The following is a 21,001-nucleotide window of genomic DNA, read 5'->3' as shown; positions in this document are numbered from 1 at the left end:
AATATTATAATTTTAAATATTATTGTCACGATTCAATACATCTACGGATTCACCGTTGTAACGGCGACGATCAATATTTGTTTCACCCCAAGTACATAGAAGATTTAGAATCTGATTTAGCGATTTTCCATAATCAGATAATGAGTATTCAACATGTGGTGGTAATTCTGGATATATTTTTCGATCAATAATTTCGTTATTTTCAAGTTCCCTTAATTGAGCTGTTAAAACTTTTTGTGAAATATTAGGAATTGCCTTTAATAGTTCACTATTCCGCATTGGATTATTTCTAAGATGACAGAGAATGATAGGTTTCCATTTGCCACCAATAATTTCAATAGTAGCTTCTACACCAATATTATATATTTTTTCAGACATGCTTAACTTACTCCTTAAGTTGATTCAATGTTACTTCAAGGTACCTATCGAACAATATAGTGCCTAATTGTTTAATATTATAGGGCGTTTATAATAATATCACGTTTCTATTTTTATATATATGGAGGACAAAATGGAAGATCACAAAAAACAAAATATGATTTTATTTGCTTTAGCAATAAGTGCTTTTGCTATTGGGTCTACTGAGTTTATTAGCGTTGGATTAATGCCATTATTAATGAAAGATTTTAATATTTCAGTGGAATTAGCAGGACTTACAGTTTCACTGTATGCACTGGGTATTACAATTGGTGCCCCAATCTTAGCGGTACTAACAAATCATTGGCCGAAGAAAAGATTATTAATTTTAATAATGATAGTTTTTATTATTGGAAATATAACCGTAGCGACCGCGCCTAATTTTAACGTGGTATTAATTGGCCGTGTTATATCATCATTAGCACATGGTTTATTTATGTCGATTGCGTCTATAATTGCAGCGGATGTTGTTGAACCTAGCCGGCGATCAAGTGCGATTGCTGTGATGTTTACCGGGCTAACCGTAGCGACTGTGACGGGTGTGCCGCTTGGGACGTTTATTGGACAAATTAGTACATGGCATATGTCTTTTTATTTTATTTCATTAATTGGAATAATAGGATTGATTGTAAATTGGGTGACTGTTCCTAATGATTTACCACTAGGAAGTAAGACTAGTTTTATGGGTGTAATAAATGTTTTGAAAAGTAAAACTTTACGAGTTGCTTTAATTATAACCGCATTAGGATATGGAGCTACCTTCACCGTTTATACATTTATTACACCAATTCTTCAATCTATGATGCATTGGAGTGCAAACTCTGTTGTTATTATTCTAGTTATATATGGAGTTATGGTAGCAGTGGGTAATACTATTGGCGGACGATTGACTAATCAAAATATTTTGCCAGCTTTGATTAAAATGTTTATAGGTTTATTAATAACGTTAATTTTACTATTATTATTTATGAATAATCACTGGCTAGGACTATTAAATATTATGCTTTTAGGCTTATTTGCCTTTATGAATGTTCCGGGGCTACAACTATATATTGTACAAATGGCTGAGAAATATACACCAAATGATATTTCAATAGCCTCAGCTTTAAATATCTCTGCATTCAATATTGGAATTACATTAGGATCCTTATTAGGAGGACAGGGAGTAGCTGCAGTTGGGTTAAGAGTTACACCATATTTTGGAATAATAATGGTATTAATTAGCATTTTATTGACATGGATGCTAAATGATAAAAATAAGATCAAAAAATAATGTTTCATCATTGTATTATTATGTATAGTAGAAAATTATTAAATTTATGGTAATTAAAAAACGATGATTGTAGTTGCGTAAATATATTAGAGCTGCAGATAATATAACAGACGATGTTGCCAAAGATATTAGTATAAAAGGTTACATATGCTGGTATATTTAGTGTTGTTTTATATTACTATATGGATTGATTGTTTGGAAGCGTAGAAAATAAATAATGAATTATCTAATAGTTATCCTGATAATATATGGTAGTGATTTTGCCAGCAATATACTTCATACGAAAAGTTGATAAAATACCAAGTGATCGAATTATAGCAAGAAATAAGGAAGAGTTTGAAAACGATTGAATGGGTCAGCTCGTACCGTGCATAAACAACGATTTCAAAAAAATTTACTTTTTAGAGATGTTCTAATGGCTATTGATGGGGGTTAGCAATGTTAAAATTACTAAAAAACGATGAATATAACCAGATATAAACGGATATTTTTTCGCTTAAATAAGATGAAAAGCGCCCATTTTGGATGCTTATTTTTTACATAAATTAAGTTGTATCAATGATTGAACAACGTTACCCACATTCCTTTACGCTTTCACTATATTTCAAACAGTCGAAATCCCTTCCTTTGATGTTCCAAAATAAATTAAACGTTATTTTTATGATGGGGGTATTTTGAAAAATAATAATAACTGCAGTGCTTTAAGAAACGCCATCATTTGTTATTCGGTTCTTTTCCTAGTTGGCAGCCGGGGGTTATAATTACATATATAAACAAAATTAATTACAAAAAACGGAACTTTAAAAATGTCTACTAAAAATATAATTATAACTGGTGGGACGTCATGAGTTGGATTCGCAATTGCAAAAAGCCTAACCAATGAGGACGTTAATTTAATTCTAATTGGAAGAAACAGAGAATGAGCTGAATCAGCAATAAAACAAATAAATTTAAATAATAATGTTTCTTATATTTTAGGTGATTTAAGTAGCAAAATTGGTTTACATTCGGTATCCAATGAATTGAAAGCAAAAATTAATCACATTGATGTATTATTAGATTGTGCTGGTGTATACCCTAAGTCACGTCAAATAAACATTGATATTAATCTAAGATCACATTATTTCTTAGCCCACGCCTTAAAAGATTTACTTTCAAATGCAGAACACCCTAGTATCGCAATTGTAACTGGTATGCCTAAACCTATTCAAAAAATGCCAATCTGGGAACTTCAATTTAATATCATTTTACGTGGAATGTGGGAATTGACCCATAAAACTTTATTAGTGAAGCCACTTGCCAAGGAATTAGAAGTTAATAACATTAATGTAAATGCATTTTTTCCCGGTGATGTACAAAGCAATTTAATGAAACACTCTAAGAAAGTAAAAAATACCAAAGTACCCGTAGGATCATATCTAGTTTTCGATCCTAGCATGGAAAGCATAAATGGTAAATTCTTAGACAATTACGGTCATATAGTCCCGTTAAGTAATGGTAAATATAATGCTGATATTGCAAAGCAACGACTTGCAAATTATTTAATAATCTCAACTCATATTTAACACTCTACTAATTACGTAAAGTGTTTTTTATTTTACACTAAAAAACGCTTCTACAATTAAGTTAAAGCGAACATGCCAGCGGGAAAATCTTTAATTTTCAAGCACGGAATTAAGCACAAGGTTAGTCAAAAAAACATATATTAGGTTATACTTATTATTAGCTGTTACCAGTTAAATTGTTGATATACATGCGTTTTTTGTAGCTATCAATATCTATTATTAGGTTAAGTCGAACTTGGGAGCAGACATGTTTATTTCAACAAATATTTGATGATAATGGCCGATTTTTCTAAATGAACCTCTATTCTATATTGTTTAATGATGTCGTTATCCTCTAACTTTTTAATACGCTCATTAACGGCAGGGTTAAATAAATAGGCTTAGCTCAATGATTAATTTTAATCCGACTGTCTTTATTGAGTTTTTTTAGAATTTTAATGTCTGCTGAATCAATCAAAATTTCTTCCTTTTTTAAAGTCTAAGGATCAAAATACTTTATAAATAATATTAACACCTTACTATATTCTAGAGTATAGTACCATATATTGAGCAAATAAGTTCTTAGGGGAAAGATATGCAAAATTTAATTTCGATATTTATGGAACGACGACATGACTTATTGATAGCCTTATGGCAGCATTTAGAAATATCAATAGTGTCGTTATTAATTGCTATGGTAATTGCTATTCCATTGGCAATTTGGGTAGTTAGACATCAACGATTTGCTGAAATTTTTTTGCAAATCACCAGTATTTTGCAGACAATTCCATCATTAGCTTTACTAGGATTATTAATTCCAATGGTAGGTATTGGGACTGTCCCGGCTACTATTGCATTGGTCATTTATGCATTATTGCCAATTTTTCAAAATACCTATACTGGTATTTCAGAGATAGACAGTTCTATTGAAGAAGCTGTAGATGCCTTTGGGATGTCATCTACAAGAAAACTTTTTAAAGTGGAATTGCCTATTGCAATGCCTCAGATTGTTTCCGGAATTAGAACCGCTTTAGTTATGATTGTCGGAACTGCAACATTAGCAGCTTTAATTGGAGCTGGTGGATTGGGAACATTCATTATGTTAGGTATAGATAGAAATGATACCTCATTATTAATTATTGGTGCTGTAACTTCTGCAATGTTAGCAGTGATATTGAGTCTAATAGTACGCTGGTTTCAGTTAGCAAAACCACTTCATGCATTAATAGTCTTTGCCAGTATTTTATTAATGTTTGGTGGAATAAGTGTTCATAATGTATTCATTGATCGTGTTCAGACTATTACTATTGCTGGAAAATTGGGATCAGAACCAGAAATTTTGATTAATATGTATAAGGAACTTATTGAAAATAGTGATAAGCATACCAATGTGGAATTGAAGCCGAACTTCGGTAAAACAACTTTCCTTTTTAGTGCCCTAAAGCACGATCAAATAGATATTTACCCGGAATTCACTGGGTCAGTATTGGAAACGTTGGTTAAAGAAAAATCACCAACCAAAAAAACGGCGGCTCAAACATATAATCAAGCAAAAAAGGCTCTACAAGAAAAAGAACAAATGGCTTATTTAAAACCGATGAAGTACAATAACACTTATGCTTTAGCGGTTAATAAAGAATTCAAAAAAGATAATAATCTGAGAAACATTAGTGATTTAGTAAAAATCGAGAATACTCTTAATCCAGGAATGACATTAGAGTTTATTGATAGACATGATGGAATGAAGGGTTTAAAAAAAGCATATAACTTGAACGTTCAAACCAAAGCAATGGAACCTGCTTTGAGATATGAGGCAATTCATGACGGTCGGATTAATTTAATAGATGCATATGCAACAGATAGTGAGTTACAACAGTATCATTTAGAGCTTCTGAATGATGATAAGAATTTCTTCCCGGTATATCAAGGGGCTCCATTAATGAAGATGGAGTTTGCTAATAAACATCCTAAAGTTGTTAAAGCATTAAACAAATTGGCTGGTAAAATTTCTGACAAGGAAATGCAAAAAATGAATTATGAAGTAAATGTGCAGAAAAAATCAGCGAATTTAGTTGCACATCAATATTTAATTAAACATAACTTGCTGAAGGGAGAATAACAGATGACAAATGCGATTGAATTTATACATGTAAAAAAAGAATATCAAGAACAAGATGTTATCGAGGATTTGAACCTAAGTATTAGAAAAGGTGAGCTATTTGTGCTAGTAGGAGAATCAGGAAGTGGGAAAACAACCACTTTAAAAATGATTAATCGTTTGGAGAAATTAACTGACGGTGAAATTTTTGTTAATGGTAAAGATTCTCAGGCTGTATCTGATCGTAAACTGAGAAAAGATATTGGTTACGTATTACAACAGATTGCGTTATTTCCTACTATGACTGTTGCTCAAAATATTTCTGTAATTCCTGAAATGAAAAAAATGCCTAAATCTGAGATAAAGAAGTTAACCTATGAATTATTATCTAAGGTGGGATTGAAACCAGAAGACTATTGGAAACGAATGCCAAATGAATTATCAGGTGGAGAACAGCAACGTATAGGAATATTGCGAGCTGTCATTGCCCAGCCCTCGATAATTCTGATGGATGAACCATTTAGTGCTTTAGATCCATTGTCACGAAAACAACTTCAAGATTTAGTACTTAATATTCATGAAAAATTTGATACGACTATTGTTTTTGTCACTCATGATATGAATGAAGCGTTAAAATTAGGCGATAGAATTGCAATTATGAGTAAAGGTAAAGTATTACAAGTAGCCACACCAGAACAAATTGCCCAAAATCCGGCAAATGATTTTGTACGTGATTTCTTTAAAGCTAGTCTAGTAAAGAATATATATGATGTTTATATAGGAAGAGTTGGAATGGTTCAAGGTTATATAACTGAGAAACCAAATCAAAAAAGTATGTTAGTTGATAGTCAAGAAACAATGCGAGCTGTATTCAAAATTTTGTCAAAGTATGAATATGTCGCAGTTCAAGAAGGTAAAGAAATATTGGGATACTTAAGCCGGCAACAAGTAATTAGTTACCTAAGTGAACATGAGAAAGATTGAAGCTAATAATGAAAGAAAATAATAAATTAATTGCATATTTGGGAATTCCCGACTTTAGCAGTTGAAAAATATGTTGATTATGAATATTTGCAACATGATCCTGTTGTTGAAGATGGTAAAGAAGGGTTTATAAAACATTTTAATGATATGTAAGATTACTGTCTTGATAAGAGTATTCAATTTTTACTAAAGTTTCACGTGAAACTAAATATAAAAAAATGCAGTTCAACCGATATGGAGTTCCTAACTCGTATAGTAATGTATTTTTAACTATATTTGAATTGTTGGAAACGAACGGTTCTTGGTCAATTTCAGTATAGTATGAAATCATATGAATATGATATGAATTTTGATGAAAAAAATTTGAAGTTTCTGCGTTCCGGAAATTGAAGTTGATGAAATTATATTAAATTCATAAATAAGTAAGAACTAAAAGTAACCAAGTGAAAATATATCTATATATTCTAATAAGGTTGAAGTAGAGCTAAGTGAAATTAACTTAGCTTTTTTTGTGCCTAAAAGGAGGGAATAACGATGGAAGAAGTGAAGTTAAAACAGATTTTGACCGAATGTATTAACACAGTTTGTGATGCTAAAGATGTTGTATCTAAGCATTATTATCCAATAGAATCAGTGGTTATGTTTGCGGATGAGTTGGGGTATGAAGAGCTACCAGATTTTATTGGAAGCGATAGTGAATACATCATGGAATATGTGGTATCAGATCTGAAATTGAATAATAATACAGAGCTGGAAATTATCATAGTCAATTTTTTAGATATTCAGTCAAATAATCCTTTGGGATTGGCATTGGTCAAAGACAATAAACTAATCGCCACATGTAAAGAAGGAGCGCTAGAATGGACATTCTAATGAAAATTTGACAACAAATTTTAATCACAGTTGCGACAGAATTAATTAATATCATTCAAAAAGATAAATAAAACGTTAGTAATTAATATTTTTAACAAGTTCAATTATTAAATTAATAACGTTATCAATTTTATCTTTATCAATAGCAAAAATTTCGTTATTTAATTGTTTTATTTTGATGTTAGTTTTAGAATCAGATGAAATAGATAGGTCGATTAATTCGATAATATTGGTATCAAGTGAATTAGCGATTGAAATAAGAACGTGTACACTCATGTTATCATCGGTTGATCGTTTTATTCTAGATAAATAATTTGTAGAGATGTTGCTTAATTCCGCAAGCTTCTCTTGAGATAAATTTGATTTTTTACGTTGTTGTTTAATATTAGTACCAATGGACATTTTATTTGTATGAATCATTATTAACACTTACTCCTTAATATTCCTTTAGTCATAAGAGTAACGATAAAGTAATTTATAACTTTAAATAACAAACTATAGTTGTATAAAAGCTAAACCTATAGTGGTATAATGAAAACTCGAATTGTGAATTAATGAAATGTGATTTAAAATGTTTTATTTTATTATTTTAGTTTTAATTGGTGTTGGGGTATGGGTAACTCATTCTAAATTTGGGATTGAATGGGCGAAAATTGCTGGAACAGTTGGGGCAGGTTTAGTAGCTACTATAGCCTTGATTTTGCACAATGATAACGTTGAACAAAAACAGCATAGAGAAAATATTGATAAAGTAGTCCACGCTTCGAATGCGCAACTAGTTGAATGGGCTTTACAATATGAAGATGAAAATTTAAGAATACATGCATCGGGTGTATTAAAAGATCGGTTTGGATCAAATTGGAAACAAATATTGTAATTTTGGTTTATGTAAAATAAATTAAAAAAGATATATCTATATACAGATATATCTTTTTTATATATGAAAATCCTATTTAAAAAAACAGCAAAAGAGGATGTATCAAATATGTATAAAAGAATACTGATGAAGCAAGTAATAAACCTATTCGGTTAGGAACATATTAGTACAATTGAGGTCTTAAAACCAAAAGAACAATTAATTGAGATAAGTGAGCTGGAGCCAACAATGGTTCCAGCTTTTTTATTAGATTTGTACAAGGTAAAGATCAATTCACAGATCATCTTAATCAATAAGAATGAGGTAGTGACTATTTCATCATATTACAACGTAGAAGGATTGATATTAGGGTATGTGGTACTTTATAAGGGCGACATTACATATGAAAGTAAAGGATATAGGAGTAAATAACAATGGCTAAAACCATCGAAAAAGTCACAATGAAGCTAAGTCAAAAAATAGAGGGCGAACACATATTCTGGAAAAGCAGGCAGTGGGATAGTGATCTACCAAGCTATTTTGTATTAAGTAATTATCCAGCTAATGAATTGCTGGTGTCAGATGATATGACTGGGATGTTGATTCAAAATGCCATCTTTAAATTGGGAGGAGGAGGTGTCGTAGTAGGTAATTTGTTTTCAAAGAGTGTAGGTAATAAAGCGAATGAGAAAATATTACGTGAAGCGTACACAGATAATAGTATGGATGAACTAGTCACAACTGCACTAAAACAAGACTACATTGTCATTTCGACTGGTGCTTTGAACGATAAATCAGAAATTTCAAGATTTAGATTACGTACATTTTTAGAACGTCTAATTGATCAAGAAGCCAACAACAAAATAAAAGTATTGGTGGTACATGATACTAAAGAACCTGCACATCCATTGTCTCGATTTGTGCGTGGTTTTGGATTGAATTGGCAACTAGAGACATTAGAGTCCGTCAGACTATATGAACGAATTGTAAAACAAATGAACTCAGCTAAAATCAGGATCAATCTATAGTCAAATAATATCTATATATTATCGGTAAAATAAACGGGAAAACGGGAAATCAACGATGAAGTTATACCCAGTAAGGGCTCATCGTACCCGTTTTTTTATTTGGGCGGGATTTTGAACGGGGAACGTCGGGAAATAACGGGTAATTCGATATGATTGGCTAAAATATTGATTGAAAGGGACTCAAAAATAATTATAAAGAACCTAAATAAAACTAAAACGTATGAGTACCAATTTGTTTGACGTTTTTTGACAGACGTAATGATCAAATGATATCGTACATGATTCCTAAATATATATAAAATATAAATATTTGAAATTTCAATCAACCAGGACATAAAAAGAGCCCGCAACCAAGATTTGGCGCGGGGTAAGAAGTTTTAATAAATCTGTATTTAGGAGCGAATAGTCCCATTAAAACGGGAAAAGATGCAGTTATTTATGGTAAGGAGAATGGTTGTTAATCATAAAGGTCCGATAAATTTGTTCAGTTAAGACGAGCCGCATTAGTTGATGCGGTAAGGTAAACTTACCAAAACTAATGAGGGCATTGGCACGTTGATTAACTGCGGGGGCGGTTCCTAATGAACCACCAATTACAAAGGTAATATCAGAATGACCATTAATACCTAATGCATTCATTTCATGAGCTAGTTCTTCAGAGGTACGCTCATGTCCTTTAATCGCTAATACGAAGACATATTCTTTATCAGCAATTTTATTTAAGATTCGCTCGCCTTCTTTTTCCATCACTTGATGCATTTGTGAATCTGAGAGCTGTTCAGGTGCTTTTTCATCTGGAACTTCGATAATCTGAAATTTAGCAAATTTGCTTAAACGTTTGCTATATTCAGCAATGCCATCTTTTAAATAACGTTCTTTGAGTTTACCGACGGTGATAATTTTAATATTCATAAGGCATCCTTTGATTGTGAATTAAGTAAAAGTTAAAATATCTAGATAGGCCCTGCTTTCAGCCGGAAAATCTTTATTAATCATAGAACTTTTACACATTAAAAAATTGTATGGATTTCAATATGACTCCTATTATAGCACGGTTTAAAAAGTAATTTACTCGAAGGATAGGATGTTATACACAGCTGTGGCTAAGTCTGTGGAAAACTTTTATAAGTTAGGTATGTCAAGGTCTAAAGTGGGTAAATAAGTTTAAGATTAATGCTGAAAACTAGGTTTAATAACAAGCGAGGTTGAAATAACCTTTGAAAAAGCGAACATTATTTGTGTATAGGTCAATAATAATTAAGAATTATAAAATGAAAGCGTTTAATGATATGATTTTTATAAGATTTATCCACAATTAAAAGTTTGATTTTCAAATAATTTCAAATGGCTATGGAAATAATAATTGTCCACAAATGGTGCATAATTAATATTGGGATTAAACGTTGCTATAGCAGAGTTTTTGCAAGAATATGAAAAAATAAAAATTTTATCCACAGGCTGGTTATCCACGTAATATAAAGTATATGTTGAAAACTAATTCAAGTTATTAACAATTTTTCCACAGGAGGGGAAAAGAGTTATCCAATAGTTATCCACATTATATGTGTACACGGTTGATTGCTGGTAGAATGTATACCTTGTTGGTGATACTCTGCTATAATTTGAGATGAGAAAGCATGAGAAGGTTAAAAATATGAATACTATAGTGAATGTGAAAATGATTCTGAAGAAATTAACACCCCCCCAGATACTAACGATTGGGTTTATTGCTATCATATTATTAGGTAGTTTCTTATTAATGTTGCCTTTTATGCATCAAGGTCATCAAGCCATCCACTTTAGTGATGCGATTTTCACGGCAGTATCAGCGACGACAATTACCGGTTTAACTACTTTACCGACGGCAACGACTTGGACCGTCCCCGGGCAATTAGTATTGATGTTAATGATTGAAATTGGGGCACTTGGTTTTATGACGTTTGCGATTTTAATTTTCACAATTACTGGTCATCATTTGGATTTAAAATCACGGATTTTAGCGCAACAGTCGCTGAATTTGAAAAATTTCTATGATGTTAATTCAATTCTAAGTTATGTTTTACGACTTTCAGCTGTAATTCAGTTGTTGGGAATTTTTTTCCTTTCTTTTGATTTTGTACCACGGTATGGCTGGAAGCAGGGCTTATATTTTTCTTTGGCCCACTCGATTTCTGCATTTGCGAATGCTGGGTTTGTCTTTTTTAAAACTCCATTCCCGCAATTTGCTGATGATCCATATGTTTTGATTGTCACGATGGTTTTAATTTTAGCTGGCTCGCTGGGCTTCTTAGTATGGCGAGATTTGTTGCTAAAGGGGCGAAGGTCACGAATGACATTGCATACTCGTTTGACGCTGACCGTTTCAGGTTGGTTAATTGCTCTAGGCTTCGTTGGATTCTTTACTTCTGATTTTATGCGGGGGACCTTTGTAAACGGGCATAGTCCGTTCAATCAAATTATTGATACATTGTTTTTGACGATAACCCCCCGGACGGCTGGTTTTGAAATTGTGCCAACGACTAGTATTTCCACGGCGGGAATTATGGCATTGATTGCATTAATGTTTATTGGAGGGACACCGGGTTCAACTTCTGGTGGAATTAAGACGACGACGGCTGGAATCCTAATTGCTCAGGTTTGGGCATCATTACGTGGTCAAGATTCGGTGCGCTTTGGTGATCGACAGTTTTCGAAAAAGACCGTTAATAAAGCGTTAATGCTAGTTGTGATTGCCTTTATTTTCGTCTTCTTGGCTTCATTTATTTTAAGTATTACAGAAACCCTGCCAAAGGGAAGTGGATTGGAGTATTACGTGTTTGAGGTGGTCGCAGCCTTTTCAACGTCCGGTTTATCATTGGGGTTAACCCCACACTTAACGCTGGCCGGTAAAATTATTATTATGATTGTGATGTTTATTGGTCGGGTTGGGTTATACACTGTGATGTTTTCTGTTTTAAATGTGCACAGTCAAGATACGCATTATGAATATCCGGAAGAGGAAGTTCTCATTGGTTAACGAAACAAAGGAGTATGGAAAATGATACATTTTTTTGCAAGTGATTTAGATGGAACTTTTTTGAAGCAAGATAAGACATATAATCATGAATATTTTGCACGAGTACTAGCTGAGATTAAACGGCAAAATGGTCATTTTGTCATAGCAACGGGGCGTGATATTGATATGGTTCGCCGAGACTTTGCGGAATTTATAGGGCAAGTTGATTTGATAGTTGATAATGGGGCATTAGTTGAGACGGCTGATCAAAAAATATTACAGCAAGTAGCAGTCCCCACGCCATTAATGACACAAGCGATGATGCTGATTAATCAGATTGAACTCACCAAGGGCGTAATTATGGTGGGGATAACGGGGAAATATATGTTAAAGGCACACCGCAAGATGGGAGCCAGTAATGATGAGTTTCAACGCTTAGTACATGTCACCAAGTATATTGATGATTTAGATGAAATTGATGAACCAATTGTGAAAATGACTTTTGGAATTAATGCAGCTGAGACAGAGACGTTTATGCATCTGATGGCAGCCGAATTAGGTGCTAGTGTGCACGTGACAACTTCAGGCTATGGATCAATTGATATAGTCGCACAAGGGGTTAATAAGGCAACCGGAATCGCCAAGTTAGCTGAATATTATCAAGTCCCAGCGCATCAATTGATGGCTTTTGGTGATGGTAAAAACGACTTAGAGATGCTGAAATTAGCTGATGAACCGCGAGCAATGGCTAATGGTGATCAAGATATAATACAAAAATTTCCATCTGCACTGGCCGATAATGAGCATGATGGTGTTTTAAAAACAATTGAAGCTTATTTACAAAATAAAGGAATTTAAAGGATGAAAACATACGCAATCATCGGTAATCAGTACGAAGGAATCTATACTAAGCCTTGGTCAGCGGTTCAGAAATATACGCAAACGAAGCCGGCACCTAAGTATAAAGGTTTCACGAGTTATGAAGCAGCTAAGCAATGGTTTGATGAAAATCAGGCAGCCACGACAGCTGCTTACCGTAACTATGAGACAGTTTATGATGGTGAATTTAAACGAGAAGCGCAGCATTATTATATCTTTACCGATGGAGGCAGTCGGAATACTGGAAATGTGGCAGGCGGTCATGTTAAGGCGACAGATTTAGCAGCTTTTGCGGTAGTAATTTTTACAGGTCTAGATAATAAGAACCCGCTTTATAAAAATGCAGCAGCTTTTTTTGGAAAAACTAATAATGAGATGGAAGTTCAAGCGTTATTAGAAGCGTTGCGTCAAGCGCAGAAGGTGACTGAGCCGGTAACGATTGTCAGCGATTCAAAGTATGTTTTAGAGACAGTGACCAATTGGATGTATAACTGGCAAAGGAATGGCTGGACGAAAAAGAGTGGTGAGATTGCTAATTTAAATTTGTGGCAACAGATTTATGATTTAGTACAACAACAGAAGGACCATTTAGCCTTTATCTGGGTTAAAGGACATGCCACCAGCGCTGGAAATCAATTAGTAGATCAACTTTTGAATCAAGCGATGGATGAATTAAAGTAAATAAAAATGACGAGCTCATAGGGTTCGTCATTTTTTAAAATGCGTTTTTATGAATTAATTTTGGAAAAATATATTGGTCAGCCCAACCAATGATGGCCCCGAGTCCAAAGAATGAAATGATGGTTCCTAAATTAACGGATTTAATTTCACCTAAAATTGCCCAAATGATTAAAGAAATTAACATGGGGACGATAAAATTAATCATCTGAGATAGAAAGGCATTTCCGTGAAAGTATTGAAAGCGAGTATATAAAACAAGGTCATCAAGCGGATGAGTAATTAAATTAACGCGCATGGTTATGGACACACCGGTGCCAATTAAGACAATGGCTAGTAAATCTAAGCCAATGCGCCATGGGAGCGATAAATTTAAAAGCAGGTGAAAAAAGTTACTTGAAAAATTAACCAGATAGCTAAAACCAAGGAGAAAAATGAGATTGCCAAGCAGATGGCGCCAATCAAAGGTTCTAGTTAAGAAAGTTAATATCAAAACAGCTAAAAAGCCAAAGAAGAATAGAAAGTAACCCTTCGGCCAGTGTGTCAAATTTTCTAAATTAGTAGCAGCTGCGGTCCAAGCGGCGGATCCCATATTTGTAGCAACTGCTAAACCATTGCCGATACTGTTTAAAAATAAACCGAGAATTAAAAAAGCCACTGCTTCAAAAGATTTTAACGGTCGAATTTGTTGATTTTCTTTCCACATACTGACTGTCTCCTTAATATATATTTATTTTAAGGTATGAATGATAAAATAACGAATAAATTAATCCGGGGGGCGCAATAATGATAGCGATAATCCAAATGTTTTCAACTTGGGTTAGTCAACTGATGAGTATAAACGGTCAATTTGGCTGGATGGAGTTGTTAACCTGTTTCATATTAATTTTTACAGAGACGGGAGGGATTTTTACCGGCTTTATACCGGGAGATACCCTGTTAATGACAGCCGGTAGCTTTGCCGGACTTCATCACGATGGAGTCGAGTTAGCCCTGTTGATTTTAGTTTTTGGACTGGCTTCATTGTGTGGGGACGCCGTTAATTACTATTTTGGAGCGTGGATTTTAAAGCAGGCGAGTCGGATTCCATGGGTGGCACGACACCTCAAACAAGATTTTCTGAATCATTTAGCCCAACATTTTAATCATCGTCGCTGGCTTTTATTTGTGATACTTGGTCGGTTTATCCCATTTATTCGCACAATTGTGCCGTTGACCGTGCATCGGCTTGGCCTTTCTTTTAAAAGTTATTTGAAGATGGCAGCACTAGCGAGCTTTTTGTGGGCCAGTGTGATTAGTACGGTAGGTTATTACTTTGGTCAATTAGAATTACCGCACGGATTAAATTGGATTATCATGTTAATTGTACTCTTCCTTTTAGGAATGATCGTAACACATCCGCAGATTAAAAATAAAATAATGAACGTATTTATGGAAAAAGTTGATAAATAAAAGGAGTTGCATGTGTTAATACAGGGCAACTCCTTTTTAATTTACTCAAATGAAAGGTACAGTTTACAGTTAGACTTGGGCTTGATGATTGGCGTGTATGCCATCAATAATATTTTGCAAACTAATAGTGGCCATGGTCTGTTCGGCTTGTTGCTGAATGATAGCGTACGTTTGTTCCAAAGTTGCCTGGATATTGGCACCAACAAGACAATCTTGGTTGGTCGTGGGATCAACGTGTAAAAGTTGTTGATCATCTTCGACTGCGTGATAAATTGATAATAAATCAATGTCAGCCGGAGCCTTGGTTAAACGGGGCGAGACGGATCCGGGGCGAGTAGTTAATAAATCAGCATGTTTCATGCGGGCCATCAACCGACGCACCGCGCTTGGATTCGCCTGCACACTGTCAGCAATTGCGGTACTTGATAAATCTTGATCATGGAAAATTGAGATGTAACTCAAAATATGAATAGCATCACTTAATCTGTGCGAATAGCGCATAATAAAACTCCAATACATTATAAGTGTACCTATATTTTAAAACGGTTAACTGAAAATGTACAGGTTGGTAAGCTTATTGTTTTAATAGTTGCTCAATCGCTTCAGCGAGAGGGGTGAGGGGATGTCCTAAGACTTCGGCTAGATCATTAGCTGTTTGTGCTAATTGTCGGTCGCGGATAAGCGTTTGGGACATTATAACTGATTCAATCGCTCCTGTTCTTAATCCGCTATCGGTTAAATTTTGCCGCATTTGATCGAGTGTAACAGACTGAATTTGCGGTTGATTAGGTAGAGCTTGAGCTAAGTCGGCAAAGGTTTTAGCGGGACCAGAAAATTCGTAAATGGTTTTTGGTTGTTCCATTTGCAAAACCTTGGCTGCACCGATTGCATATTCTTGTTCCAGCGCCCAACCGACAGTAGCATGGTCTGTAGCATCAAGTAATGGTTCTTTGGCGACTCCAGCTTTGATAAAATTAAGTTGGTTTTCTAGATACCAATTATTACGCAAAAAGCTATGACTGATGCCAGTGGCGGTAATGGCCTGTTCAGTAGCCCAGTGGTCGGCGGCTAAGGGAGTCGTGGCGGTATTAGCGTGGGGGAAACTGGTGTAAACAATACGCGCTACTTGGGCTTGTTTGGCTGCTTGAACGACATTTTGATGTTGTTGACCGCGACTGACTTGCTGTCCTGGAATTGATGAAATAAATAAGAGGCGGTCAATTCCTTGAAAAGCTTGAGTTAAAGTTTCTGGCTGGGTAAAATCACCAAAACGAACGGTGACACCGGCCGGAACCATTTTTTGTCCTTTTTGAATATCACGCGCAAAACCAACAATGTGATCGGCCGGGATAGTTTTGAGTAATTCTTTTAAAGCAAATTGACCGAACCGGCCAGTAATACTAGTAATTCCGTAAGTTGTCATGATGAATCCTCTTTTCTGTGATTATTAAAAATACAGGTTATGATTATCATAGCATGCCTTTTTCATAAGTCAAATAAAAATGATATGGTAAACTTAGGTTAATAGCATTTATAGCATTCAATTAATCTGGTGCGGCGGATATGAATTTATTGATTGAAGAGGAGTTTTAGAGATGGAAAAAAGTGGGTTTTCAGACTTTGAAAAAGAGGCGATGAAAGAGCGTGCCGCTGAATTACGCAAAGAGCAGGCAAATAAGCGCAGTAAAAAGAATCCTGAGGCAGACGTTTTGGAACGGATTGCTGCCATGGATGATCAAGATAGTTTTTTAGCTAATAAACTCCATACTTTAGTCCGATCAGTGGCGCCCGAATTGGGGATGAAAACTTGGTATGGGATGCCTGCTTACACCAATGCGGCGGGCAAAGTTGTGCTTCATTTTAGTGATGCTGGTAAATTTAAAACGCGGTATAGCACCGTTAATTTTAGTGATGCAGCGCAATTGGATCAAGGATCTATGTGGCCCATTGGTTTTGCTTTAAAAGAGTGGACGCCTGCAGTAGAAGCGCAGTTAAAAACTTTAATTTTAAAGGCGTTGGGTCAAGCAGACGATGCGGGAGAAAGATAATGAACGAACAGATTAATTTGTTATTTACGTTAGATGCGGGATATTTAAATCCGTTGTGTGTGGAATTGACGTCAATTTATTATAATAATCCGAAAACTGCTTTTAAAATTTGGCTGGTTCACGAATCTATCACGGCTGAAGAAATTGAAATTGTGCGGCAATTAGCAGAGAAACTACATTTTCAATTCGAAGCAATTCAAATCGATGGTAGTATTTGGCAAGGTGCACCAACGGTTGAACGGTATCCTAAAGAAATGTATTTCCGGTTATTAGCGGGCGAAATTTTACCAAAATCAGTGCAGAAGGTGATTTATTTAGATCCAGATATTTTGGTATTAAATTCAGTAACTGAACTATGGAATATGGATATGGATGGAAATATGTTAGCGGCGGCGACACATACGGGACTCATCGATGTGACAACTAAATTTAATCAAATTCGATTGGATATGGATCATGGTTACTACAACTCTGGAGTGATGTTGATGGATTTGGACCGCGCACGTGAGATCGTACGTTGGGAAGATATTAGTGCTGCTTTAGAAAAACATGGACCACAATTGATGTTGCCAGATCAGGATATTTTAAATTATTTGTATGGAAAATATGCGGTGGAAATTCCCGAAGAACGTTGGAACTATGATGCGCGTATGTATCAACGATATCTGACGCGTAGTTTGGGCCAAGATGATGTCAAGTGGGTGATGAATAACACGGTTTTCTTACATTTTTGTGGTAAACCTAAGCCTTGGCAAAATGGGCATGATAATCGCTTTACGGCTTTGTATGAAACGTATCAACGGTTGATGAATTATATAATGGAAAGTTAAAAAGAGGCTGCAGAAGAAATGCTGGCAGCCTCTTTTAATTATTTGTGTTAATTGACTAATTAACGCGTCGGAAAATGCGTTGGATTGCAGGGAGTAGGATTAGACTTAATCCGATTAAAATGACTCCCTCAAGTAAATTGAAGGGCACAACAATCGTTAATAGATAGTTCCAAACACCAAAAATTTGTTGGATATTAAAATTGGCAAATTGGGCATAAAGCGGTAAGGCGTAAAGATAGTTTATTAAAACCATAGCGATTGTGAGGGTGATAGTCCCCAAAATTAAAGCGGTAGTTTGACGTGCCCATGGTCGCCAATTTTTTTGTTGCAGGCACCAGTTTAACACAAACAGTAAAAGCATGTAGCCCAAGATATTCATGGGTAGGCCGATGTAATCATTGATACCGGCATTAGCGATTAGTAACTTTAAAAGGCTCCGAAGAAGTAAGATGCCATAGCTGCTTTTTAAATCGAGTAGCATAAGGCCCACGAAAATCGGGATAAAAGATAAATCAAGTTTTAAAAAAGGCGCGGCCGGGATTAGTGGAATGGAAATGAAAACCATTAAAAGCGTTGATAAGGCTGCTAAAAGAGCAATCAAAGTTAATTTACGTGTTGGCATAAGTTCATCCTCGATGATTAAATGATTTAATTGGACGGAGGGTTAATTTGTGCACAAAAAAAGCCCCGTTCGTGTAAGGACGACGAGGCAGTTTAAAAAACATGTTTAAAATTAATGAAAGCATCCATAAAACTAGAGAATCTCTCGGTATCACTCTAAAATTGCACGTATGAATACGCCAACGCGCTCACAGACGGTCGGCAGTTCATTTTAACATATTCCATTCTTCTCCCATCCAGACTTTACTGTCGGTTCTAGAATCGCACTAGATCAACTACGAAAACGTAGCTCATGGACTTTGATTAGCTTAGGTTGCGGCTAATCATTTACCATCGGTCGGGAATTACACCCTGCCCCGAAGAATTTACAAGTTCTATTATAAACACATTCAACTCATAAAGCAAATCAGCGGGCGTGAATTTAGATGATTCATTTTCATATATAAATATATTTATATAGAAAAATTGTAATGTAATTAGGGATTAAGTTTGCGCCAAAAAGAGTCTTTAAAATTTGTTGAGTTTAACGTATAATTAACAACAATTATTTAATAGGAGGGACCCAATGGCTGACATACAACAAGAGAGTATCCTGGTCTTGGATTTTGGTTCGCAATATAATCAATTAATTGCGCGCCGAATTCGGGAGATGGGAGTTTACTCAGAATTAAAACCACATACAATCACGGTTGAAGAAATTAAAGCTTTGCATCCAGCAGGGTTAATCTTCTCAGGCGGACCAAATTCTGTTTATGATGAAGATGCTTTTACCATTGATCCAGAGATTTATAACTTAAATATTCCAATTTTGGGGATTTGTTACGGAATGCAACTGATGGCCCATCAATTACCTGGTGGAAAGGTTGCCCCAGCAAATGATTCTGCTGAATATGGTGAGACAACTTTACATGTCTCGGATGACCAAGCTGTGTTGTTCCAAGGAACGCCACAAGATCAGGTTGTTTTGATGTCACATGGTGATTATGTCGAACAAGTGCCAGATGGCTTTACAATCGCCGGTACCTCAGAAGGAACGCCGGTGGCGGCTATGCAGAATGTGGAACAAAAGCTGTATGGAATCCAATTCCATGCTGAAGTTCAACATACAGTATATGGTCACCAGATTCTTGAAAATTTTATCGAGAAAGTTGTACATGCTAAGCGGAATTGGTCAATGGATGATTTTATTAAAGATCAAATTGAGCAGATTCGCGCAACTGTTGGGGATAAAAAGGTGCTCTTGGGTCTCTCTGGGGGTGTTGATTCATCAGTTGTCGGTGTCTTGTTGCATGAAGCGATTGGGGATCAATTAGTTTCTATTTTCGTCGACCATGGATTGTTGCGAAAAAATGAAGCAAATGAAGTTATGGCAGCTTTGGGTGGAAAGTTTGGCTTAAATATTGTGAAAGTTGACGCCCAAAAGCGCTTCCTAGATAAGTTAGCCGGTATTTCTGATCCAGAACAGAAACGTAAGATTATCGGAAATGAATTCATTCAAGTTTTCGATGAAGAAGCAACAAAACTTAAGGGTATCGATTTCTTGGCGCAAGGTACTTTGTATACAGATATTATTGAATCTGGAACGGATACAGCGCAAACCATTAAGTCGCACCACAATGTCGGTGGCTTGCCTGAAGACATGCAATTTACACTGATTGAGCCTTTAAAGACTTTGTTTAAAGACGAAGTGCGTGAGCTGGGTGAGAAGTTAGGGATGCCACACAACTTAGTTTGGCGGCAACCATTCCCCGGACCAGGGCTTGGAATTCGGGTCTTAGGTGATATTACTGAAGATAAGTTGGAAATTGTGCGTGATTCTGATGCAATTTTACGAGAAGAATTTGCAAATCGTGGTTTGGATGCAGAAGTTTGGCAATATTTTACAGTTTTGACCGGCGTGCGTTCGGTTGGAGTGATGGGCGATGGTCGGACTTATGATTACACGATTGCTATTCGGGCTATTACGTCAATTGATGGGATGACCGCCGACTTTGCCAAGTTGCCATGGGATGCTTTGGAAGAAATTTCGCGGCGCATTGTTAACGAGGTTGATGGGATTAACCGCGTTGTCTACGATATTACAGCTAAGCCACCAGCAACTGTTGAGTGGGAATAAGCATTATATACGATTTATTGCCAAAATAAAAATCCGACCTGATTCAGGTCGGATTTTTTAATTTTTAAATTCAGGGTATTTTGCATAGTACTCTCGTACCAATGACTTAACGTACTTTATTGGAGATAGCAACTCCAGACTACCTTCAAAATCAGATGAAATAATGCTATCGTTTTTCAATTCATCAATTGTTAAATATATTTTAGGTGGATTTTTACTAAAATCGGCTATAACCAGTGATGCTCTATTATATTTCGGAGATTGTAGAATTAATCCGAACACCTAGATACAAAAATACCCATAGTAAAT

General features: G+C 35.3%; 21 protein-coding genes and 1 riboswitch. Of the genes, 14 read left to right on the top strand and 7 right to left on the bottom strand.

The genetic code is table 11. From position 1 onward, the window contains the following. Positions 1-12 precede the first annotated feature (12 nt). Positions 13-378, bottom strand: coding sequence for a winged helix-turn-helix transcriptional regulator (locus ACJQWY_RS06355; protein WP_407076897.1), 366 nt, complete (start codon positions 376-378; stop codon positions 13-15). 133 nt (positions 379-511) lie between these two features. Here ACJQWY_RS06355 and ACJQWY_RS06350 point away from each other — a divergent pair, with 133 nt between their 5' ends. The 5 genes from ACJQWY_RS06350 (at position 512) to ACJQWY_RS06330 (ending at position 7,189) form a co-directional block, all read left to right on the top strand. After that, on the top strand, positions 512-1,690 hold the full coding sequence (locus tag ACJQWY_RS06350; protein ID WP_407076896.1) for an MFS transporter: 1,179 nt from the start codon (positions 512-514) through the stop codon (positions 1,688-1,690). Between the two features lie 1,022 nt (positions 1,691-2,712). Continuing rightward, positions 2,713-3,255, top strand: coding sequence for a Rossmann-fold NAD(P)-binding domain-containing protein (locus tag ACJQWY_RS06345; RefSeq protein ID WP_407076895.1), 543 nt, complete (start codon positions 2,713-2,715; stop codon positions 3,253-3,255). A gap of 574 nt (positions 3,256-3,829) precedes the next feature. Beyond that, on the top strand, positions 3,830-5,353 hold the full coding sequence (locus ACJQWY_RS06340; protein ID WP_407076894.1) for an ABC transporter permease/substrate-binding protein: 1,524 nt from the start codon (positions 3,830-3,832) through the stop codon (positions 5,351-5,353). A gap of 3 nt (positions 5,354-5,356) precedes the next feature. Further along, complete coding sequence (locus ACJQWY_RS06335) at positions 5,357-6,316, top strand: ABC transporter ATP-binding protein (RefSeq protein WP_407076893.1); 960 nt, start codon at positions 5,357-5,359, stop codon at positions 6,314-6,316. Positions 6,317-6,850: 534 nt separating this feature from the next. Then, complete coding sequence (locus ACJQWY_RS06330) at positions 6,851-7,189, top strand: hypothetical protein (RefSeq protein ID WP_407076892.1); 339 nt, start codon at positions 6,851-6,853, stop codon at positions 7,187-7,189. A 75-nt stretch (positions 7,190-7,264) separates the two neighbouring features. Here the strand turns inward: ACJQWY_RS06330 and ACJQWY_RS06325 are convergent, their stop codons facing one another. After that, positions 7,265-7,609, bottom strand: coding sequence for a helix-turn-helix domain-containing protein (locus tag ACJQWY_RS06325; protein ID WP_407076891.1), 345 nt, complete (start codon positions 7,607-7,609; stop codon positions 7,265-7,267). Positions 7,610-7,760: 151 nt separating this feature from the next. On the opposite strand from ACJQWY_RS06325, the gene ACJQWY_RS06320 reads away from it, so the two are divergent. Continuing rightward, positions 7,761-8,066, top strand: a complete 306-nt coding sequence (locus ACJQWY_RS06320) for a hypothetical protein (protein WP_407076890.1) — start codon at positions 7,761-7,763, stop codon at positions 8,064-8,066. Positions 8,067-8,479: 413 nt separating this feature from the next. Then, positions 8,480-9,073, top strand: a complete 594-nt coding sequence (locus ACJQWY_RS06315) for a DUF1643 domain-containing protein (protein ID WP_407076889.1) — start codon at positions 8,480-8,482, stop codon at positions 9,071-9,073. Between the two features lie 432 nt (positions 9,074-9,505). Here the strand turns inward: ACJQWY_RS06315 and rlmH are convergent, their stop codons facing one another. After that, positions 9,506-9,985, bottom strand: a complete 480-nt coding sequence (gene rlmH / locus ACJQWY_RS06310) for a 23S rRNA (pseudouridine(1915)-N(3))-methyltransferase RlmH (RefSeq protein ID WP_407076888.1) — start codon at positions 9,983-9,985, stop codon at positions 9,506-9,508. A gap of 742 nt (positions 9,986-10,727) precedes the next feature. Here rlmH and ACJQWY_RS06305 point away from each other — a divergent pair. Genes ACJQWY_RS06305 through ACJQWY_RS06295 form a run of 3 tightly spaced genes read left to right on the top strand, consistent with a single transcriptional unit; the run spans position 10,728 to position 13,628 of the window. Then, positions 10,728-12,089 carry a TrkH family potassium uptake protein gene (locus ACJQWY_RS06305; RefSeq protein ID WP_407076887.1) on the top strand — a complete coding sequence of 454 codons (1,362 nt, stop codon included), beginning with the start codon at positions 10,728-10,730 and terminating at the stop codon, positions 12,087-12,089. Between the two features lie 21 nt (positions 12,090-12,110). Beyond that, entirely contained in the window at positions 12,111-12,926 is an 816-nt protein-coding gene (locus ACJQWY_RS06300) for a Cof-type HAD-IIB family hydrolase (protein WP_407076886.1), read from the top strand. Positions 12,927-12,929: 3 nt separating this feature from the next. Beyond that, positions 12,930-13,628 (top strand): ribonuclease H family protein, encoded by a 699-nt coding sequence (locus tag ACJQWY_RS06295; RefSeq protein ID WP_407076885.1) that lies wholly within the window; start codon positions 12,930-12,932, stop codon positions 13,626-13,628. 34 nt (positions 13,629-13,662) lie between these two features. Here the strand turns inward: ACJQWY_RS06295 and ACJQWY_RS06290 are convergent, their stop codons facing one another. Continuing rightward, positions 13,663-14,331: a DUF6198 family protein gene (locus tag ACJQWY_RS06290; protein WP_407076884.1), complete on the bottom strand. Its 669-nt coding sequence runs from the start codon at positions 14,329-14,331 to the stop codon at positions 13,663-13,665. An 80-nt stretch (positions 14,332-14,411) separates the two neighbouring features. Here ACJQWY_RS06290 and ACJQWY_RS06285 point away from each other — a divergent pair, with 80 nt between their 5' ends. Beyond that, entirely contained in the window at positions 14,412-15,077 is a 666-nt protein-coding gene (locus ACJQWY_RS06285; protein ID WP_407076883.1) for a DedA family protein, read from the top strand. A 69-nt stretch (positions 15,078-15,146) separates the two neighbouring features. Here the strand turns inward: ACJQWY_RS06285 and ACJQWY_RS06280 are convergent, their stop codons facing one another. After that, positions 15,147-15,578, bottom strand: a complete 432-nt coding sequence (locus ACJQWY_RS06280) for an Rrf2 family transcriptional regulator (protein WP_407076882.1) — start codon at positions 15,576-15,578, stop codon at positions 15,147-15,149. A 73-nt stretch (positions 15,579-15,651) separates the two neighbouring features. Next, on the bottom strand, positions 15,652-16,500 hold the full coding sequence (locus ACJQWY_RS06275; RefSeq protein ID WP_407076881.1) for an NAD(P)H-binding protein: 849 nt from the start codon (positions 16,498-16,500) through the stop codon (positions 15,652-15,654). A 172-nt stretch (positions 16,501-16,672) separates the two neighbouring features. Between ACJQWY_RS06275 and ACJQWY_RS06270 the strand changes: the two genes are divergently transcribed. Both ACJQWY_RS06270 and ACJQWY_RS06265 read left to right on the top strand, forming a co-directional pair. Further along, positions 16,673-17,125: an iron chaperone gene (locus ACJQWY_RS06270; RefSeq protein WP_407076880.1), complete on the top strand. Its 453-nt coding sequence runs from the start codon at positions 16,673-16,675 to the stop codon at positions 17,123-17,125. Next, positions 17,125-17,955 carry a glycosyltransferase family 8 protein gene (locus tag ACJQWY_RS06265; protein ID WP_407076879.1) on the top strand — a complete coding sequence of 277 codons (831 nt, stop codon included), beginning with the start codon at positions 17,125-17,127 and terminating at the stop codon, positions 17,953-17,955. Before ACJQWY_RS06270 ends, ACJQWY_RS06265 begins: the two co-directional genes overlap by 1 nt. A 55-nt stretch (positions 17,956-18,010) precedes the next feature. On the opposite strand, the gene ACJQWY_RS06260 is transcribed toward ACJQWY_RS06265, so the two are convergent. Further along, positions 18,011-18,577 (bottom strand): ECF transporter S component, encoded by a 567-nt coding sequence (locus tag ACJQWY_RS06260; RefSeq protein ID WP_407076878.1) that lies wholly within the window; start codon positions 18,575-18,577, stop codon positions 18,011-18,013. 219 nt (positions 18,578-18,796) lie between these two features. Next, a riboswitch (FMN riboswitch) is annotated at positions 18,797-18,944 on the bottom strand. Between the two features lie 197 nt (positions 18,945-19,141). Between ACJQWY_RS06260 and guaA the strand changes: the two genes are divergently transcribed. Beyond that, complete coding sequence (gene guaA / locus ACJQWY_RS06255) at positions 19,142-20,692, top strand: glutamine-hydrolyzing GMP synthase (protein ID WP_407076877.1); 1,551 nt, start codon at positions 19,142-19,144, stop codon at positions 20,690-20,692. Positions 20,693-21,001 lie beyond the last annotated feature (309 nt).

It is taken from the genome of Weissella kandleri (assembly GCF_045504165.1).
GTDB lineage: Bacteria > Bacillota > Bacilli > Lactobacillales > Lactobacillaceae > Weissella > Weissella kandleri_A.
This window is presented reverse-complemented; position numbering and strand designations above follow the sequence as displayed.

Bases quoted from the DNA above. Each gene is read 5' to 3' on its own strand.
- ACJQWY_RS06300 (WP_407076886.1), top strand. From the start codon at position 12,111: ATGATACATTTTTTTGCAAGTGATTTAGATGGAACTTTTTTGAAGCAA.
- ACJQWY_RS06350 (WP_407076896.1), top strand. From the start codon at position 512: ATGGAAGATCACAAAAAACAAAATATGATTTTATTTGCTTTAGCAATA.
- ACJQWY_RS06355 (WP_407076897.1), bottom strand. From the start codon at position 378: ATGTCTGAAAAAATATATAATATTGGTGTAGAAGCTACTATTGAAATT.
- rlmH (WP_407076888.1), bottom strand. From the start codon at position 9,985: ATGAATATTAAAATTATCACCGTCGGTAAACTCAAAGAACGTTATTTA.
- ACJQWY_RS06315 (WP_407076889.1), top strand. From the start codon at position 8,480: ATGGCTAAAACCATCGAAAAAGTCACAATGAAGCTAAGTCAAAAAATA.
- ACJQWY_RS06295 (WP_407076885.1), top strand. From the start codon at position 12,930: ATGAAAACATACGCAATCATCGGTAATCAGTACGAAGGAATCTATACT.
- ACJQWY_RS06305 (WP_407076887.1), top strand. From the start codon at position 10,728: ATGAATACTATAGTGAATGTGAAAATGATTCTGAAGAAATTAACACCC.
- ACJQWY_RS06340 (WP_407076894.1), top strand. From the start codon at position 3,830: ATGCAAAATTTAATTTCGATATTTATGGAACGACGACATGACTTATTG.
- ACJQWY_RS06335 (WP_407076893.1), top strand. From the start codon at position 5,357: ATGACAAATGCGATTGAATTTATACATGTAAAAAAAGAATATCAAGAA.
- ACJQWY_RS06285 (WP_407076883.1), top strand. From the start codon at position 14,412: ATGATAGCGATAATCCAAATGTTTTCAACTTGGGTTAGTCAACTGATG.
- ACJQWY_RS06290 (WP_407076884.1), bottom strand. From the start codon at position 14,331: ATGTGGAAAGAAAATCAACAAATTCGACCGTTAAAATCTTTTGAAGCA.
- ACJQWY_RS06260 (WP_407076878.1), bottom strand. From the start codon at position 18,577: ATGCCAACACGTAAATTAACTTTGATTGCTCTTTTAGCAGCCTTATCA.
- ACJQWY_RS06275 (WP_407076881.1), bottom strand. From the start codon at position 16,500: ATGACAACTTACGGAATTACTAGTATTACTGGCCGGTTCGGTCAATTT.
- guaA (WP_407076877.1), top strand. From the start codon at position 19,142: ATGGCTGACATACAACAAGAGAGTATCCTGGTCTTGGATTTTGGTTCG.
- ACJQWY_RS06265 (WP_407076879.1), top strand. From the start codon at position 17,125: ATGAACGAACAGATTAATTTGTTATTTACGTTAGATGCGGGATATTTA.
- ACJQWY_RS06270 (WP_407076880.1), top strand. From the start codon at position 16,673: ATGGAAAAAAGTGGGTTTTCAGACTTTGAAAAAGAGGCGATGAAAGAG.
- ACJQWY_RS06320 (WP_407076890.1), top strand. From the start codon at position 7,761: ATGTTTTATTTTATTATTTTAGTTTTAATTGGTGTTGGGGTATGGGTA.
- ACJQWY_RS06325 (WP_407076891.1), bottom strand. From the start codon at position 7,609: ATGATTCATACAAATAAAATGTCCATTGGTACTAATATTAAACAACAA.
- ACJQWY_RS06280 (WP_407076882.1), bottom strand. From the start codon at position 15,578: ATGCGCTATTCGCACAGATTAAGTGATGCTATTCATATTTTGAGTTAC.
- ACJQWY_RS06330 (WP_407076892.1), top strand. From the start codon at position 6,851: ATGGAAGAAGTGAAGTTAAAACAGATTTTGACCGAATGTATTAACACA.